11 protein-coding genes and 1 pseudogene are annotated in these 19,013 nt (G+C 59.9%); 9 read left to right on the top strand and 3 right to left on the bottom strand.

Annotated features, from left to right (window positions below; all coding sequences use genetic code 11):
• The 8 genes and pseudogenes from ABX749_RS02125 to ABX749_RS02160 form a co-directional block, all read left to right on the top strand.
• Positions 1-467, top strand: a pseudogene (locus tag ABX749_RS02125) (3-phosphoglycerate dehydrogenase); the annotation flags it as partial.
• Between the two features lie 156 nt (positions 468-623).
• The gene (locus ABX749_RS02130) at positions 624-1,799 is read left to right on the top strand and encodes an FG-GAP repeat domain-containing protein (RefSeq protein ID WP_372894560.1); all 1,176 of its coding nucleotides are present in this window, start codon (positions 624-626) and stop codon (positions 1,797-1,799) included.
• A 246-nt stretch (positions 1,800-2,045) separates the two neighbouring features.
• Entirely contained in the window at positions 2,046-4,166 is a 2,121-nt protein-coding gene (locus tag ABX749_RS02135; protein ID WP_372894561.1) for a flagellar biosynthesis protein FlhA, read from the top strand.
• 40 nt (positions 4,167-4,206) lie between these two features.
• Positions 4,207-5,382 (top strand): flagellar biosynthesis protein FlhF, encoded by a 1,176-nt coding sequence (flhF, locus tag ABX749_RS02140; protein WP_372894562.1) that lies wholly within the window; start codon positions 4,207-4,209, stop codon positions 5,380-5,382.
• Between the two features lie 315 nt (positions 5,383-5,697).
• The gene (locus ABX749_RS02145) at positions 5,698-6,519 is read left to right on the top strand and encodes a FliA/WhiG family RNA polymerase sigma factor (protein ID WP_095739298.1); all 822 of its coding nucleotides are present in this window, start codon (positions 5,698-5,700) and stop codon (positions 6,517-6,519) included.
• Positions 6,520-6,591: 72 nt separating this feature from the next.
• Positions 6,592-7,791 carry a glycosyltransferase family 4 protein gene (locus ABX749_RS02150; RefSeq protein ID WP_372894563.1) on the top strand — a complete coding sequence of 400 codons (1,200 nt, stop codon included), beginning with the start codon at positions 6,592-6,594 and terminating at the stop codon, positions 7,789-7,791.
• A gap of 180 nt (positions 7,792-7,971) precedes the next feature.
• Positions 7,972-8,922 (top strand): serine/threonine protein kinase, encoded by a 951-nt coding sequence (locus tag ABX749_RS02155; protein WP_372894564.1) that lies wholly within the window; start codon positions 7,972-7,974, stop codon positions 8,920-8,922.
• A 6-nt stretch (positions 8,923-8,928) separates the two neighbouring features.
• A complete protein-coding gene (locus tag ABX749_RS02160; protein ID WP_145219885.1) occupies positions 8,929-9,891 on the top strand; it encodes an acetyl-CoA carboxylase carboxyltransferase subunit alpha in 963 nt (320 codons plus the stop codon).
• On the opposite strand, the gene ABX749_RS02165 is transcribed toward ABX749_RS02160, so the two are convergent.
• The 3 genes from ABX749_RS02165 to ABX749_RS02175 are packed head-to-tail and all read right to left on the bottom strand — an operon-like array spanning position 9,843 to position 12,040.
• A complete protein-coding gene (locus ABX749_RS02165; protein WP_372894565.1) occupies positions 9,843-10,781 on the bottom strand; it encodes a hypothetical protein in 939 nt (312 codons plus the stop codon). The genes ABX749_RS02160 and ABX749_RS02165 overlap by 49 nt on opposite strands.
• Positions 10,782-10,820: 39 nt before the next feature.
• Positions 10,821-11,003 (bottom strand): hypothetical protein, encoded by a 183-nt coding sequence (locus ABX749_RS02170; protein WP_372894566.1) that lies wholly within the window; start codon positions 11,001-11,003, stop codon positions 10,821-10,823.
• Positions 11,004-11,032: 29 nt separating this feature from the next.
• Positions 11,033-12,040: a DUF1559 domain-containing protein gene (locus ABX749_RS02175; RefSeq protein ID WP_372894567.1), complete on the bottom strand. Its 1,008-nt coding sequence runs from the start codon at positions 12,038-12,040 to the stop codon at positions 11,033-11,035.
• 669 nt (positions 12,041-12,709) lie between these two features.
• Between ABX749_RS02175 and ABX749_RS02180 the strand changes: the two genes are divergently transcribed.
• Positions 12,710-19,013 (top strand): DNRLRE domain-containing protein (locus ABX749_RS02180; protein WP_372894568.1); only part of this gene is annotated, 6,304 nt, incomplete at its 3' end.

Raw genomic sequence — 19,013 nt, forward strand, 5'->3', positions numbered from 1 at the left:
ACGATGCCGTGATCGCCGCATTGGACTCGGGCAAACTGAGTGCCTATGTGATCGATTTCCCGACCGCCCAGTTGCTCAAACACCCCAAAGTCATCTCGTTTCCGCACCTCGGTGCGTCGACCGAAGAGGCCGAGGAGAACTGTGCGATCATGGTTGCCGACCAAGTCCGCGACTTCCTGGAAGAAGGCACCGTGACCAACTCGGTCAACTTTCCCGAAGCCTCCATGCCGCGGGGCGGCACCGGATGTCGGATCACGATCGCCAATGCCAACGTGCCCAACATGGTCGGCCAGATCTCGACGATTCTCGCCAACGCCGGCTTGAACATCGCGGACCTGCTGAACAAGTCACGCGGCGATCTGGCTTACACCATCATCGACCTGGACGGCAACATCGAAGAAGCGTCCCTGAAAGCGCTGCGCGATATCGACGGCGTCCTCGCCGTGCGACATTTGCCCAACAAGTAGGGCGGCCTAAGCGTCACGCTTGCGGGCAGTGGTCCATCGAGCGTTCTGTGCCATTCGGGTAAGAGCACCTGCCCGAAAGACTTGAACACGGAATGTCCGGTTCACCTGTCGGGTAAACTGATCCCTGCCTCTCCCACGTGAGCCAGGAAATCCCTCATGCCCCCGACCGTCGTTCGCCTCTCCGGCCTCCTGATCGGATGCTCGCTTTCATGGTGCATCCATCATGTCGACGTTTCCGCGGCATCGCCCTGGAAACGACACACGATCGACAACACCCATCGCGGGGCCGACGGCGTGCGACTGGGTGACTTCAACGGCGATGGTTTGCCGGACGTCGTCACCGGCTGGGAAGAATCGGGACTGGTGCGGCTGTATTTGAATCCCGGCAGCACCAAAGCCACCCAGCCATGGCCGGCGGCGACGATTGCCCGTGCCAAGTCCCCCGAGGACGCCGTGCCGATCGACCTGGACGGCGACGGGCGGCTGGACATCGTCAGTAGCCACGAAGGCAAACAGCAACAACTGCTGGTCCACTGGAACAACACGCCCGCGCCGCACTCAGATTCATCGCAACTGCTCCAGCGACAGAACTGGACCACCGATCGGTTCAAACCGCTCGACGGCGTGATGTGGATGTTCGCCTTGCCGCTGGGCACGATCGATTCCCGGCCAGCGTTGGTCGTCGGGGCCAAGGGTCCCAAGGCCACGATCACGCTGTTGCTCGGTCCAGCCACCCACCCCCGCGACCTGACAACATGGACCACGATTCGGCTGCGCGACGCCGGCTGGATCATGTCGCTGCGGGCCGTCGACATGGATCACGATGGTGACCTAGACGTCGTGTTCAGCGATCGCAAAGGCAACCGCCGCGTCGCCGCGTGGCTGGAACAGCCCGACGATCCCGAACAGATGTGGACCGAACATGTGATCGCGGGGCAGGGCAGGGAGGTGATGTTTCTGACCGCCACCGCGGAGCGTTGCCTGATCAGCACACGAAACAGCGACTCGCTGGACTGCCGCCGCGCCGGCGACGCCTGGCACGTGACGACGCTAGATCACCCGGCCGGAGTCAACAATGGCAAAGCGATCGAACGTTTTCCCGACGACCGGATCGTGCTGACGGCCAACACCCACGCCAGCCCCAACCGCGATCTGCCGGGAATCTGGATCCGCGATCCACAGGGAAACTGGTCAGCGATCGATCCCACGACCGCCGTCAAGTTCGATCGGATGGAATTGATCGACCTCGATGCCGACGGAGACCTGGACGTGATGACCTGCGAAGAACGCCAAAACCTGGGCATCATCTGGTACGAAAACCCGGCGCGTTAGTTTCAGGTTTCAGGTTTCAGGTTCTGCCTCATTATTTTCTTGTCACCCATTTTCTTGTCTCCCGCTCCCGTCCCTCGTTTTTCTGCCTACTGCCTACCATCTTTCTGGCATCTCCCTCCATCTCCTGTTTCACGCCGCGTTTCACACGCCCCATCGCCAAGAATCGCCTAGACCCCGAGCGTCTCGATTCACTACTGTCGCCAGGAAAGTGTTTCCATCGTCCCCCTGCGTGCGACAGGTCTTGCATTGTCCCCGATCCAACGATTCCGTCCGTGGTTGCTGCCGATCGGTGTGATGGCCTGCATGGTCGTGATCTTGATGCCGTTGCCGACGGTGATCATGGACTTCTTGCTGGCCGGCAACATCGCGTTGGCGGTTGTGATTCTGTTGACGACCATTCATGTGGCCACGCCGCTGGAATTCAGCGTGTTTCCGACGCTGCTGCTAGCAACCACGCTGTCCCGGTTGGTGCTGAACATCGCGACGACGCGACTGATTCTGGCCGACGCGCCCACACTCGGCGACGACGCCGCCGGCGGCGTGATTCGAACGTTCGGGCAGTTCGTCGCCGGCAATCAGATCGAAGTCGGTTTGGTGTTGTTTTTGATTTTGGTGGTGGTCCAGTTTGTGGTCATCACCAAGGGGGCGACACGGATCAGCGAAGTCGCCGCGCGATTTGCGCTCGACGGGATGCCGGGACGGCAATCGGCGATCGATGCCGACTTGAATGCGGGAAACATCGACGCAGCGACGGCGGCGGGCAAACGCGACGACTTGATCGCCGAAGCCGACTTTTACGCCGCGATGGACGGTGCGGGGAAATTTGTCCGCGGCGATGCCGTGGCCGGACTGGTGATCACCGCGATCAACATCATCGGCGGTCTGTATCTGGGTGTCGTCGTCTCGGGCATGGGCTTGGCCGATGCCGCATCGGTGTTTACCAAACTGACCATCGGCGACGGGTTGGTCAGCCAGATCCCGTCGCTGTTGATCTCGCTGTCGGCCGGTGTGCTGGTCACGCGCGGCACCCGGCGATCGAATCTGTCCGACAACTTCGTGACTCAATTGTTGGGAAACTCTAAAGCCCTGTTGATCGCGGGTGGGTTTCTGTTGTTGCTGGTCATCACGGGTCTGCCCCCGATCCCCTTGATCTTGCTGGGCAGCGGGTGCGTGCTGATCGCGACGACGCTTGACCGGAACGAAAAACAGCAGGCCGCCGAGGCGCAGCGTGAGCGTGAAACGGAGGCCCAAGCGGCCACGCCGACGCAAAAACGTGTCGAAGACTTCTTGACGGTCGACCCGCTGGAAGTGGCGATCGGGTTGGGGCTGCTCCCGCTGGCCGATCCGATTCGCGGCGGTGATCTGATGCAGCGCATCGCCAGTCTGCGAAATCAGATGGCCGCGGAAATCGGCATCGTTCTGCCCAAGGTGCGGGTACGCGACGACGCGACGCTCGGCCAACAAGAATACGAAATCCGCCTCTTCGGTGACTTCGTCGCCCGAGGCGACTTGCGGGTCGACAAACTGCTCGCCAGCGGTGACGGCAGAACGACCGGAAAACCGGACGGAGAAGCGGTCCACGAATTCGGCGGCACGACGTCGATCTGGATCGATCCGGCGGGCCGCGAACAAGCGATGATCTACGGATACAAAACGCGGACGGCACCGGGCGTGCTGGCCGATCACTTGGAACAAGTCGCCCGCGCCCACGCCGACGAACTGCTCTCGCACGACGCCACCAAACACCTGCTGGATGAACTGCGGCAGGTGGCTCCGGCGCTGGTGGACGATTTGGTCCCGACCCGGCTGTCGATCAACGACGTTCAAAAAGTCTTGCAGGGACTGTTGCGGGAAGCGATCCCGATTCGGCAACTGGGCATCATCCTGGAAGCCCTCGGTGACGCCGCGGCACAGTCCAACGACGCGTCGGAACAGATCGAAAGCGTCCGCCGACGACTGGCAAGGACGTTGTGCTCCCAACTTCGCGACGAACAACGCACGCTGCGGGTCGTCACGCTCGAATCGTCCACCGCGGCACAGCTGCAACCGCTCCATGGGCCGGCGGGGCAGGGGGATCGGTGGACCGATCACCAAGCCGGGTCGGGCGCGACATCTCAATTGGGAATCCGACACAACAAAACACAAGACGTCACTTGCGACGCGATTCGTCAAGCCGTTAAGAACCTATCCAGCGAAGGTTACCCGCCGGTCCTGTTGGTCGGCCCACATCTTCGCCGCCGCGTGAAACAGGTGACCGAAGAAGCCGGCATCTGGACCCACGTTCTGTCCACCAACGAAATCACCACCGACACTCAGCTGGAAATTCACTCGACGGTCGGCCGGCCCACATCCACCGCCGCCGCTTAGTCCTGACGATCCTCCGCCCCGCCTTTTTACAGCCCACTTGATGCAAGTCAAAATTTTCCGAGCCGCGAATTTGCAAGCTGCCCTGGAGGAGATCCGGGAACAGCTCGGGCCGAATGCATCCGTTCTGCGAACGCGACAGTGCCGAGACGGATGGATGGGTTGGCTGGGCCGCAGTTACGTCGAAGTGACCGCCAGCAGCGGCGATCAGCAGCGCGACGCGGCCGGCATGACGGCTGACGACACGCACCGCTCACTGGGACGCCTGCCGGGCAATCAACCCACTCCCAATACACTTCCGATCGACGCGCGACAAACACTGTCGGTCGTCGGACGAATGCCGACGAACCCCAGCAGACCGACCGGCAGGCCCCACCTGAACCATTCTCTGTACTCTGACCCCACTGCGGATTACCGCACCGGTCTGATCTCGCTGGGCGTTTCCGAAGCCGTGGCCGACCGCTGGATCCGTTCGACCAGCGGTTTTGTCGCCAACCTGGGCGACCCGGTCGAACCGTCTTGGCTGGAACAGTTGCAACGCAGCGTGGCCCGCGAGATCCGTCTCAGCGGCGCAATCCAGCTCAACCCCGGCGAACGCCGAATCGTGGCGCTCATCGGCCCGACCGGCGTCGGAAAAACCACGACGGTGGCAAAGCTTGCCGCCGGATTCCGCATTCAATCCAAACGACGCGTCGGTCTGTTGACGATCGATACGTTCCGAATTGCCGCCGTCCAGCAACTGCAAGCCTACGCGCAAATCATGGACTTGCCGATGAGCGTGGTCGAATCGACCGACCAGATGCGTGGTGCGATTGACCAACTGGGCGATGTTGATTTGATTTTGATCGACACCGCCGGACGGAGTCCCAAGGGCGACATGAGCATCGCCGGATTGGCCGAACTGCTCCGCACCGCCCAACCGGACGAAACCCACTTGGTCATCAGTGCGACCAGCACCGCCGCGGTGGTGCAATCCGCGCTGGACGGATTCGCCGCGGCCAGACCGACCGCGGCAATCCTCTCGAAACTCGACGAAACCCCTTACACCGCGGGCGTGCTCTCGGCGCTAACGTCGTCCCGAGACCGCCTCGGGCTACCGATCAGCTACGTGACCAACGGACAGCATGTCCCCGATGACATCGCCGTCGCGACCGCCCAACGGCTGACCGAGCGATTGATCCCTGCGCCCGCCGGCGTGCGGCAGTTCGAAGCCGCCTAAAAGAAACGAACAATAAAACTCAACTCACCATGAGAAACAACCGATAGAGAAAAAGCCGAGGGCTGGAAACTCAAAAGACGACTTGAGATTTTTTTTGAGAGACCACTTTCGGCGACTGGGTTGACCCCGGCACACACGAACAAGAAAGCTGGACAAGGATTGTTTGGTCCATTGATCGTGCCCGTGCAGAGATTCGACTCAGAGTGGCGCTGACGATTATTGTTCGCAGCAATGTGATACGGATCGTCGGCAAGAGCGAAAGCGAAAGCGAACCCCAAACATGACCTCGGCGACATGATGTCGTCGGCAGTCAAATTGAAGATCACGGAGGATTGGATGCCAGCCGCAGTTTCAACAGACGATGAAATCCTAGAGGTTTGGAAACGATTCAAACAGACCGAGAAGGATGCGGACGAATACGAACCTCTACGCAATCGCCTCGTCGAGCGTTACATGCCCTTGGTTCGATACAACGGTGAACGCATTTGGCAACGTTTGCCCGATGGCGTCGAATTGGACGACCTGATCAGCGCCGGAATCTTCGGCCTGATGGACGCGATCGATGCCTATGACATGGACCGCGGCGTCAAGTTCGAAACCTATTGCGTGCCCCGAATCCGAGGCGCCATGCTGGACGAACTTCGCACCATGGACTGGGTTCCCCGGTTGGTTCGCAGCAAGGCCAGCAAGCTGGCCGTCGCCAAGAAACAATTGGAAACCAGGTACGGACGTCCCGCCACGGTGCAGGAATTGTCCGAACACATGGAACTGTCGATCGCTGAAGTCGAAAAGATGGAATCGGACGCCAATGCCGTCGGTGTCGTCTCACTGAATAAAAAGTGGTACGAGACCGACAGCTACAAGGACGTTCGCGAAATCGACATCCTGGAAGACAAGAAAGGCGAAGACCCGACCCGACGTGTTCAGAAGAACGATCTGATGCGTTTGGTCACCAAGGGACTCAATCGCAACGAACGCTTGATCATCATTCTTTATTACTACGAAGAATTGACGATGAAAGAGATCGGTGCGACACTGGATTTGTCCGAGTCGCGGGTCAGCCAGATGCACACGTCCATCGTCAACCGCTTGCAAACCCAACTGGGCATGCGACGGGTCGAGTTCGGCACGGCGTGACGGTCCTCCAGTCCGTCCGAAGTCCCCGTGACTTCGACGACATGTTCTCCGTTTTGCAATTGAGTCCACCGCGTGCGCGTCGCCCACATCATCACTCGCATGATCATCGGCGGCGCCCAGGAAAACACGCTGTTCAATTGCCTGGACTTGATCGAGCATCATGACGATGAAGTGATGCTGATCACCGGGCCGTCGCTGGGGCCCGAAGGCGACTTGCTGCACCGCGCCGGTTTCTTCGGTGACCGAAGTCAATTGCGGGGCAGGGCAGGGGAGTTGCAAATCGAGCTGCTGCCGATGTTCCGTCGCAACATCCATCCCCAACGCGATTGGGCCGCTTCACGGGCGATCCGAAAAACAATCCAAACCTTTCGCCCCGATGTCGTGCACACGCACAGCGCCAAGGGCGGCTTGCTGGGACGAAACGCCGCCTGGTCGCTCGGCGTGCCGGCCGTGATCCATACCGTTCACGGAGCGCCGTTTCACGATTTCCAGCCTCGCGTGGCGCGAGAATTCTTCCGACGTTGCGAACGCTTCGCCGCAACCCGCTGCCACCACCTGATCTCCGTGGCCGACGCGATGACCGATTTGATGGTCCAAGCCGGCGTCGCACCGCGAGAAAAATTCACCACCATCTACAGCGGGATGGACGTCGATCCGTTCCTCCGCGCCAACGAGCATCGACAATCGGTCCGCGAAAAATACGACATCGCGCCCGATCGCATCGTGATCGGCAAACTCGCGCGTTTGTTTCACCTCAAAGGCCACGACGACCTGATCACCGCCGCGGTCGATGTGATTGCCCGCTGCCCCCAGGCTCTGTTCCTACTGGTCGGTGATGGCATCTTACGCGAGCCCCTGACCCGGCGGATCGAATCACTCGGCCTGGCCGACCACTTCGTGTTCACCGGACTGGTTTCCCCCACCGATGTCCCTCCGCTGATCGGTGCGATGGACGTGCTGGTGCACACCTCACTGCGTGAAGGCTTGGCCCGGGCGCTGCCCCAGGCGTTGATCGCCGGGAAGCCGGCGGTCAGCTTCGACGTCGATGGGGCGCGTGAGGTCGTGATCAGCGACGAAACCGGTTTCCTGGTTCCGGCGCGGGACACCACCAGATTGGCGGACTCACTGATCCGTCTGGTCGAAAACGACCAATTGCGGCAAACCATGGGCGGGGAAGGGCAGAGGCGTTTCACCGAGCAGTTTCGCCACGAGACGATGACGCAGCAGGTTCGCGCCATCTACGAACGCATTTTGGACCGCCGGTCCCCCTGAATCGGTTGCCCACGGGCAGGCCGCCGCCGAATCCCCGGCTTTCGCCACAGGCGGGGCGTCAACTATGATGCCGACACGCCAAGTCTGGTAAACTCTGCCGGCTCTGACAGCCCCCCCGACGAGATGGTCGCGGGACCGGCTCGAACTCCGACACGCTGCCATTTCGTCCATCGGTTACTAATGACCAAGACCCGAGATTTCTACGGCCCGTACCGATTGACTCGTCTGATTCGCTCCGGCTCGACCGCCGAGGTCTGGGAAGCGATCCACGAGCACGAACAGGAACGCTACGCGCTGAAGATCCTGAAAGGGCAGATGGCCAAGGACAAAAGCGAAGTCAATCTGCTCAAGCACGAGTTCAACGTCGGCAAGGACCTGCAAAACAGCCCTCGAATCATCAAGATCTTGGATTATTCGATCGCCAACGATCGGCCGTTCCTGGTCCTGGAACTGTTCAGCGAACTGAACATCAAACAGGCGCTTCGACGCGGCCCCGACTCGCTCGCCTTCATGCTCGACAAGATCATCGAACAGGCCGGCGAGGGCATCTACTACATGCACACCCGCAACTGGATCCACCTGGACCTGAAACCAGACAACTTCCTGGTCAGCCGCGACGGTGAAACCAAGCTGATTGACTTCACGATCACCGAAAAGAAGAAGTCCGGGCTGAGCAAGATCTTTCATCGCAAAACCCTGGCCAAGGGAACGCGGAGCTACATGGCGCCCGAGCAGATCCGCCGCAAGGTCTGTGACGAACGGACCGACATCTATTCCTTCGGTTGTGTGCTGTTTGAAATGGCCACCGGCAAGCCCCCCTTTACCGGCGACACCCCGAACGATTTGCTCAACAAACACCTGACCGCTTCGATCCCCAGTGCCATCGCCTACAACAACAACGTCACCAAAGAATTTGCCGATCTGATCAAACGCATGATGGCCAAATCGGCATCCGCACGGCCGGATTCGATGTGGGACTTTTTGAAAGAGATCCGGTCGATTCAACTCTGGACCAAACGCCCGCGCAAGCCGGAGATTAGCGTCTTCGACAGCATGCCCGGCATCCGTGGCGCCGATGACATGCTCCGCAAACCATCGGCGGCAGACCTAAACGACGAAGAAGAGGATTGACAATCGATGGCCGGACCCGGACTCGATTTTGAAATCGAAATCGCGGAACTCGAAACCCGCATCAGCGCCCTCCAACGACAGACCGAACGCAGTGAAGCCGCCGAAGGCGAATTGCGGTCGTTGCGGACGGACCTTGCCAAACAATTGCGCGACGTCTATTCCTCGCTCGATCCATGGCAAACCGTTCAAGTCGCCCGACACAAGAACCGCCCCTACACCAAGGACTACTTGAACCTGGCGTTCGACGATTTCGTGGAACTGCACGGCGACAAGCACTTCGGCGATGACCGCGCGATGCTGGCCGGATTCGCAAAATTGGATCGCTTCAAAGTGATGGTGCTCGGGCACCAAAAAGGACGCACGTTCAAAGAACGCGCCGCCTGCCACTTCGGTTGTGCCCATCCCGAAGGCTATCGCAAGGCGATGGTCAAAATGCGATTGGCCGAGAAATATAAACTGCCCCTGATCTGCTTCATCGATACACCCGGTGCCTATCCCGGCATCGGCGCCGAAGAACGGGGCCAGGCGCAAGTGATCGCCGAAAGCATGTTCAAAATGAGCCAGCTGAAAACGCCGATCATCTGCATCGTGATCGGCGAAGGCGGATCCGGAGGAGCGTTGGGGATCGGTGTCGGCGACCGGATCGCCGTGATGCAACACGCCTATTACAGCGTGATCAGTCCCGAAGGTTGCGCCGGCATCCTCTGGAAAAGCCACGAACACGCACCCAAAGCCGCCGCCGCGCTCCGCTTCACCAGCGATCACCTCAAACGCCTCGGCGTCGTCGATGATGTGCTCGACGAACCACTCGGTGGAGCCCACCGGGATCATCACCAAATGGCGACCCGACTCAAAACGTACCTCTCCAAAACACTCGGCGAGCTCGAAAGCCAGTCGGTCGATCAGCTGCTCGACTCACGTTACGAAAAATTTCGGCGCATCGGAGTCTTCCTCGAAGAAGCCTGCTGATCGCCTGTCCGTCGGTCGACCAAGACCGGCTCGACTCCCCAAACGCGCAACAGCTCGGCCGCCGAAACGCCGAATCCGAAAACGCCACCCTCCGGCACTTCCGCTGTGCTGCCTTCGTCACCAGGCTCCGCCAGGTGTACGCCGACGACATGCCCCTCGTCGTCCAACAGCGGAGCGCCGGCCGTCGCCTGCAGCGAGAGCCGCGAATTGGCGAACCGGTACTCCATCCGGCCATCCCCATCGATCCGGATCACGGTCGCTTCATGAGCCACGCGGCTCGGCGAGGCGCCCGCGTAGACCGCCGTCGCCATCCATACGGTATCACCGACACTGGGAGTCGCGGTTGCGAACTGCAGTGGTCGAAGCCCCCGAGCCAACGATCCCGTTGAGACGGCGACGAGATCGTGCGTCCATCGATCGACAGCCGACTCACCGACTTCTTCGAATTCGATGATCTGCCTCAACTGTCGCATCGCATCGCTGGCACCGAACGCTTCGCTGACCATGATCTTCGTGACGCCACTCCGAGCGGCCTGCGCCGCGTCTGGGTTGACGATGGGATCGGGTTGTTGAAGCGCCGGATGCAACGGCATGATCATCACGGGATCATCTCCGGTCACCAAACGGACCGCGAACGCCGTCGCACGGATCTCATCGGGATCGATTGGAAACTCGTTGACCGCCACGTAGGGACGCCAGATCGTGAAATCACGAACCGTCGGCCCGCGATAACGATCGACCACGGCGGGAGAGTTGGCGAGCCGATCCGTCAAGGCATCGGAACCGGACTCGACCGAGCAACCGCCCAGACCAAGGGCGAGGGCAGGGGCGAGCAACAGACCGGCACCCGACAGCCGTGCTGTCGGGTGCATCCGATTGATGATCTTCAAGATGCAATTCCAAGTAGCAGAACGAAACAATTAAACAGTTTAAAGTTCACTCTCGGCGTCGATGATGGCTTCATCTTCAGCCTGAATCTCCGCTGCGATATCGGTATCGATCTCGGGCGGGGCAGGGCCGCCGCACCCAATCATCGGCATCAATAAACACGTCGCCAACACGATCAACGCGAGACGGTCACGTCGTGGTTGAAAAGAAAGGGTATAGAACATGCGATCAATCCTTAAAAGATTCGAGAGTATTAATTGACTTGGTTTTCTTCATGGGACTCTCCATCATCGACGACGCACAGATTCTTCCATACCGTCGCGTCAATGTTGAAGTTATAAAACTGCACCGACCCGTCGCAGAGAGCGGCGTGAACACCGACGTGGGCTGCACCGAAGTAATGGTTCCAGTTGGTCGATCCGCCGGCGTCGCGATCGGGCGCATACGCATCGTTGTCGGATTTGGGCGGGAAATGCCAACGGATCGTATCGGTATCCCAGCCCGCATTGTTCCAGCGTTCGTTGTCACCCCCATCAAGCCCATGCTCGGTATAGGGCAATGACTTTTCCGCGAACACGATGCTGTGCGTCAGCCCGTCACGGATATCAGCCAGACGGCGTTTGTCACCGTCTTTGGCCCAGATGATCGCACCGGCACGCTTCTTGACCAGACCTCCGTTGGAACGACTGCGCGTCGACACCGCAGGAGCACCAAGCGGGGCTTCGGGAATAAAGTTGACGGCCGTATCAGGTCGACCGTGGTAGAACCCGCCGTTTCCGGCGTAATCCACCCGACCAAACTTCGCACTGCCATACCCCGTCGGCGCCCGACGTGTGGGACAGTAATAGACGGGAATCAGTACTTGGGCGACGTCGTCTTCACGTGAATTGTTGGGACGATTCGGCCACCATGGCGGATCATTGGTCGCCAAGTCGTAGACGGCGGCCTGCTCCAGGAAGGGCAAAATCCTCCACTGCGCCGACCATCCGGCGCGGTTCGCCGCCCGGCAACATGCGTCGGACGTTCGGCCCGACGGGTTGCTCGTCCCGGGATCTCCGTCCCAAGGCCCCGGCGGCAATTGTTTGTAAGTACTTTCGTAGTTCAGAGTCGCGAGTGCAATTTGCTTCATGTTGTTGCTGCACTGCATTCTGCGAGCCGCTTCGCGTGCAGCTTGCACTGCCGGCAACAGCAGCCCGACCAAGATTCCGATGATCGCGATCACGACCAGCAACTCAACCAGCGTGAAACCGCTGGACACCATTCGATTCGAACCTCGCGTTCGCGTTGGGTTGTCCGATCGAATGTTACTACCTGACCACATTGTTGTCTCCTGTAAGTGATAACTGTGGTGATTCAAAATATGTTTCATGTGTAAATCGGTTGTCGTGCCACTGGTGGCAACGTGGTCCACTCCATTCGATGCATCGTCCGCAACGGACAGAGTGAAGAGAGACTCTTCGACAGAGCGTTCGTGCTCCGGGCGATACCGTAGCGACCGGATCTCGATACAAAAGACGAGTTCCAAAGTCTTGTCGCTTATTCATCTAAACCGCGCCAAAGCCTTCGCCGGTTTCTAACATTTGCGACACCGGATGCCGGGGGCACGGCCGCCACCTGCGACGCATGCGATGAGCAATCTGGTGCGTAACGCCTGCGACACCAACAACCATGTGAAGGCACTCTGATTGCTTCATCGTTTCAGCATGAAAGCGAGGTGCGCACCACTGCATGAAGCTCTTGTGAATGTTCCATCGAGTAATGGTGTGAACTGTGTGAATAACAACAACGTCGCATTGATCAAGTTTTTGCGACCGCTATTCTCCGCCGCATCGGTCCAAACCGATCGATGAGACGCACCACTACAAACACGTTGCCGCGTCGCTCCGCTACCCCACCATTCAGCACCGAAACATTCACCGTGAAATCAAGAATGAACAAGCGTCGTCGCCTCACCAAAAAGCACCTCAAACTGGAATCCCTTGAAGCGCGTCAGTTGCTTGCCGCCAACGTGGTCAACGATTCATTGACGTTGGCAACCGACAGCGCGATCAACGTCCTGGTCAATGACACGTCCGGAAGCGAGGTGCAGTCAGTCTCTGCGTTTCAAGCAGATTTTGATCCGACCAATTACGACCCGGCCGTCAACGCCACCGATTGGTTTGTGCTTGAAAGGCCTGGGCAAGCCGGCGTGCCCCAACGATCTCTCATCCCCGGCGGCATTGTCCCGATCGGTGGAAACCTCGGCGACCTGGACATCGCTCGAGACACCGATGCCGACGCGAGTAACGATGCGTCACTGACCGCCGCAGACCATGGCGTGGACGCGTCCGAAGGGATTGCGTTGCCCGTCATTCGTGACAACAGCCCAGTCGACGTCGCCGGCACGAACCTGGGTGTGCCGCAATATGCCTCCGAAGGCGGCGGGCGTAGCTGGATCGCGATCGCCGCCGCGCCGGAAAACAGCGGTGAAACGTCGATCGGTTTCTCGACGGCGTTCTTCCCCTACCAAGCCGGCTGGGTTGGCGGATCTTACAACTCCGCCGGCGCCCTGGTTCCCCAAGTGGACGGCGCACAGCCCGCGCCGATCGTCACCGGATCCGGCGGTGTTTATGAAGCCACCGTCCCGGGTGTCACCGATGCCTACAGCGAAGGATTCCTGTTCGCCGTCGGAGGCGATAACGAGGACAACTACACGCGGACGCGCCCGATCGATGGCGGCCGTTGGGCGATTCAGCACCGTGACAATGCCGCCGAGATCGGCGGCGCCGAATCGGACGATTTCAATCTGCTCTACATCCCTCGTCATGCACAAGGCCTGATCGGCGGTGTCGTCAATGGCGACTTTGCCGGTGTCAGCCCGATGCGTCAATCGTTCGGCGAGTTTGATCTCGAACGCCAGTCCGACGGGTTCTGGCGACTCAGCGTACCCGGTCACGACATCACCTCCGGCGCGCTGATCATGGAAAACTATGACCTGTCGGTCAGCCAGCCACGCAATAGCTACTTTACTTATGACGACGCCGGGGACGGCAGTGGCGACATTATCATTCGCCAGTTTGCCTGGAACAGCAATACCGAAACGCCGCTGAACTCGGACTTCGTGTTCTTCTTCGTCCCCTTCGAGAACACGCTTAGCCCGACCACCGATCTGACGGTCTCCTCACTCGGTGAGAACAACAACGGCTTGTCCGCCAAGGGACTGCCACTGACACTGAACGCCGACGGCACGGTCAATTACGCGACCGCCGGCGCGATCCGCGCACTCGGTGCCGGCGAAACCGATACCGACTCCTTCGTCTATCGCGCCACCGATGGAACCACCGAAAGCGACGAAGCCACCGCGACGATCAATTGGGTCGGCGTCAACGACGCCCCCGAAGTCATCGCGTCGCCGGCCGAACTGATTCTCGACGAAGACGGCCCGGCGACCCTGATCGACCTGACAACGATCTTCAACGACTTCGACGCCAACGACGTGTTGACCTACGGCGTCGATACCGGAGTCAGTGGACTGATCAACGCTGAAATCATCGGCACCCATGCCTCGATCACACCCGCGCTGAACCGATTCGGTTACGTCCAAATCTCGCTGTCGGCGACCGACACCAGCGGCGAAACCGCTTCGGTCACGCTGGACATTTCCGTTATTCCACAAGACGACGACGTGCAGGCGGTCGATGACAACGGCACGGTGACGGATAAGTTCACCCCCGCCACCATCAACGTGCTCGGCAACGACTTCCATCCCGACACCACCGAGTTCTCGGTTTCGGCCGCCGAAATTTATGGCGACCCGGCGGCGACCACCAATGGCGATTCGGTGTTTACCGTCATCAACACCACCGCGGCACCCAACGACCTGACGATCCAAAGCATCGGCAACTTGGGTGACGTCGCGGTCGGTCGTGGCGGATTCGATCTGTCGCTCGCCGACGGCGTGTTCTTGGGCACCGGCCGTGACAACACCAGCCCGTTCCCGACGGTCAATACCTACAACGCCTTCGGCAGCTACGGATTTGCAACCGACCGAGGCATCGGCGGCGGCGAACGGAACACTCCATTCAGCGCCGCGTTCTTCCCCTTCGGCGATCAATGGACCTCCGGTCACATCGCCGCCGATGGAACCGTACTCGGGGGCGTCGGCATTTCTCAAGCCAATGTGACGCTGCTTCAACCGGGACTGTTCGAAATCACCATCCCCGAAGCCAGCTTCACCGACGACGGCTTGTTGTTCGCCGTCAGCGGCAGCAACGACGACAACATCGTGTCGGTCTATCCACAGGGCTACAACAACAAATGGCTGGTCCGCCAGATGGACAGCGATTCCGACGCCACCGGATTCGAAAGTGACGCGATCAGCTTTGTCTACCTGCCCGGTTCGACGACCGGATTGATCGGCGGACGTGCGGCGTCGGAAGAAGGCCAGTATGCCTTGCGACAGCGATACGGCAACGTCTCACTCAGTTCCGACACCGACCTGGCACCGCTGGTTTCGATCGATGGATACACACCGGCCGATGGCGCCCTGATCGCCGTCGCGACGTCTTATGACTTTGCCGACGTCAACGGAGTGTCGACCCTGATCCCAGCCAATCAAGCCGTCATGGCGACGCCCCAAGGTAATGCGTTCCGGATTGACATTCTGCAGTCCCAGACCTTCACCCCGACCGGGAACTTCCCCGAGTTCCAGTTTATCTTCCTGCCCTACGACAGCCCGCTGGAGAAGATCGACGGGTTGGATTTCAGCATCGACGGGTTTGACAGTGTCAGTGCCCTGGGAGCCTCCGTCACGCTTGAGGCCGATGGAACGTTTACCTATGACCCATCGGGTGCGGGTGCACCGATCGCTGACCTGGGCAACGGTGAATCGACCACCGATACGTTCACTTACACGATCCGGGACGGCCGCGGCGGAACTTCGACCGCAACCGTTTCATTGACCGTGCAAGGAGAAAACCAAGCTCCGACGGCCAGCGACGACGTCGTCAACTTGAATGAGTTGAGCGCCCAAGGCGCCTTGATCACCGTGCTGGGTAATGACGTCGACCCCGACGTGGAATCGCTGCTGGGAACGCCGACCGGAATCCCGTCGGCCAACCTGGCGGTCGATGCATCAAGCGTGTGGTCGGTCTCTCAAACCGGCGCGTCGCCGGTTCACTTGACGGTCGGTGCCGGAGCAACGGGGACTGTCGAAATTCTGCACGACGGAACTGCCATCAACCAAGCCGACGGCGTTGTGATGGCAACGATCCGCGAGAACTTCGACGGAGCCAACACGAACTACCGCTTGGTTCAAGCCTTTGATAACGGCAGCGGCACCTCACTCGCATTGCAACAGTTCGGAACCGATGCGGCGGCCGATGCCGACGTCTCGGTCGCGTTCTTCCCGTTTGCCGACAACTGGGTCGGCGGACACGTCACCGGCGGAGGCACGTTGACCCACGGAAACGGATTGACCGACGTCGACGTGGTCCGAACCGATGTCGGTCGCTACGAAGTCACCATCCCCGGTGTCACCGACGCGGCACTGGACGGTTTCCTGTTCGTCATCGGCAACGAAAACGCGGACAACGTGGTGCAAACGCGAGCCATTGCGGGATCGGCAATGTACGAGGTTGCCGTCCGCGACAACCAACAGGATTTCGGTAACGGTGAAGACGGCGGGTTCTCGTTCGTCTTCGTCCCACGCAACGCACAAAACCTGGTCGCCGGAACGATTGATCCGTTTCAATCCGGCCCCAATGGCGTCAGCATGGCGATCGGCGAGTTCAACGTCGAACGTCTGGACGTCACCGACGGCGGGCACGAGTGGAAAGTCACCATCCCCGGACAGTCTCCAGACACCGGCATGTTGGTGCTGACCAACCAAGACAACGGTGAAGTCGAAGACAACTTCCTGAGCTACCAGGATGACGGAGCGGGAAGTTTCGTGATCCGCTCGCATGACATGCCGGGACTAGGCCGCCAAGACCAACCGTTCACGTTCACCTTCATCCCGTTCGATTCCATCGGCCAACCCGCGGCGCGTCCTGTTCCCGGGCTGCTGTCGATCGACAGCGTCGACCCGACGTCCAGCCTGGGCGCAACGCTGACGGCCAACGCCGATGGAACGATCCGCTACGATCCCGGCACGGTCCTGGATTCACTCTACGATGGCGAAACGGCAACCGACACGTTTACGTACACCATGACCGATGGCTTCGGTGGAACGTCGACGGCAACCGTGACCGTGAACATCGACGGATTCGGTACCGCACCGGTCCTGCATTCCTCGTCCGGTGCGAGCTACTACGGCGTGGGCGACGACGCGGTCAGCATTGACGGCCAATTCAACCTCGCTCCCGTCGGAGTTGCATTCTTTGACGGTGCCGTCGCCACGATCGAACTGACCAGCCGCCAAATCGCATCGGATGTATTGTCCATTCGCGACGAAGGCAACGGGGCAGGGCAGGTCGGTGTTTCGGGATCCGACGTCAGCTTTGAGGGCGTCGTGGTTGCCACCTTCACCAGCGGCAACGGAACGACACCGTTGACGGTGACCTTTAACGCCGCGGCAACCGAGCTTGCCGTCGATCGCATCTTGCAGTCGGTGACGTACAGCAATTCGGATCCCGTCGTCACCGGCGGGGCTCGTGAAGTGACGTTCTCCTTTGTCGATGGAAACGGCCGAGCCAGCGACCCGGTCACCAAACCACTGAATCTCGGCTTGGTCTATCGACGCGAATTGCAACAAGGCGTCAACCTTGGCTATGGCACGTACCAGGGCACATCCGACGCCCAGATCCGTGAATCCGATCCCGATTCGGTCATCGCACCAGGATCCGATCTGTTGGTCGATTACGACTCCGGCGGGAACGCTTCACAGGTTCTGCTGCGTTATAGCAATTTGTTCGGAGACGGACCGGGCCAAATCCCGATCGGTTCGGTCATCACGTCGGCAAACCTGGTGGTGGAGACGAACCCGAATACGTCCAACTCACCGGGCGATGGTGCGAACTTGCACCGCATGTTGATCGACTGGGACGACGCGACCGCAACCTGGAATGCGTTTGGAAACGGCATTCAAACGGGCACCGTGGAAGCGGCGGGCGGGTTTGAATCCCAAATCGGAACGGCTAGCGGAGCGGGCACCACGGGTACGGGTTTGCTGAGCTTCAGCGTGTTGCCGGACATCCAAGCGTGGGCCGACGGCGAAACCAATCACGGCTGGCTGTTGCAAGGTTGGCAAGACTTGACCGACGGATGGTTCTTCAGCAGTGCCGAAGACGAAACGCCGACGGCCCGACCCAAGCTGGAAATCGAATGGGTTCCCGCCGGCGCGAATGTCGTCAGTTTCCAACAGGGTGTCAACGGATACACATCCACGCTGGACACGCAAATCGATACCGCCAACCCCGATGACGATTTATCTTCGGTCGAAACGTTGTTCATCGATTCACCGAACACGCGGGCACTGATCCGATTCGACGACATCATCGGTGACCTTGCCGGACAGGTTCCCGCCGGTTCACGCATCATCACCGCGCGTATTCGCACGGCATCGTCAACCAGCAATGCTCAAGGTGACGGTGCACGATTCTTCCCCATGCTGACCTCCTGGGACGACACCGACACGTTCAACAGCCTGGTCGACGGCGTGAACATCGACGGCGTGGAAGCAGCCAGTGATTACACCACCTCCGCCGGACATCCGAGCCGCAACCCAAACGTTCAAGGCGGGTTCCACGATTGGGATGTGACCAGCGACGTCCAGGCCTGGGTCAACGGTAGCCTGACCAACTACGGATGGCTGCTGGAACCTTGGGAAAGCGGCACCGACGGTTGGGGCATGCAGAGTTCCGAAGCGGCCAATGAAATCGAACGACCGCGACTGGAAATTATTTTCGCAGCGGCGATTGATCCAGAAATCAACGTCCTCGGCGCCAACAGCCAAACGATCGTTGCCGGCACGAGCAACGTCTCGCCCTTGGCGGGAACCGACTTCGGTAGCGCGGACGCGACCAGCGGAACAGTCACCAAGACCTTCACGATCGAAAACAGCGGCGCCGCGGCGTTGAACCTTTCCAACGCGGAAATCATCGGCGCCGAAGCGGACGCGTTCACGTTCGCGAACCTACCACTCGCGACCGTCATCCCCGGCGGCTCGTTCTCCTTCGACGTCGTCTTTGATCCCGCCAAACTAGGACTGCACGACGCGTCGGTGGTGCTGACCAGTGATGATGCCGATGAAGCCG

The organism is Stieleria sp., from assembly GCF_041595215.1.
Lineage (GTDB): Bacteria > Planctomycetota > Planctomycetia > Pirellulales > Pirellulaceae > Stieleria > Stieleria magnilauensis.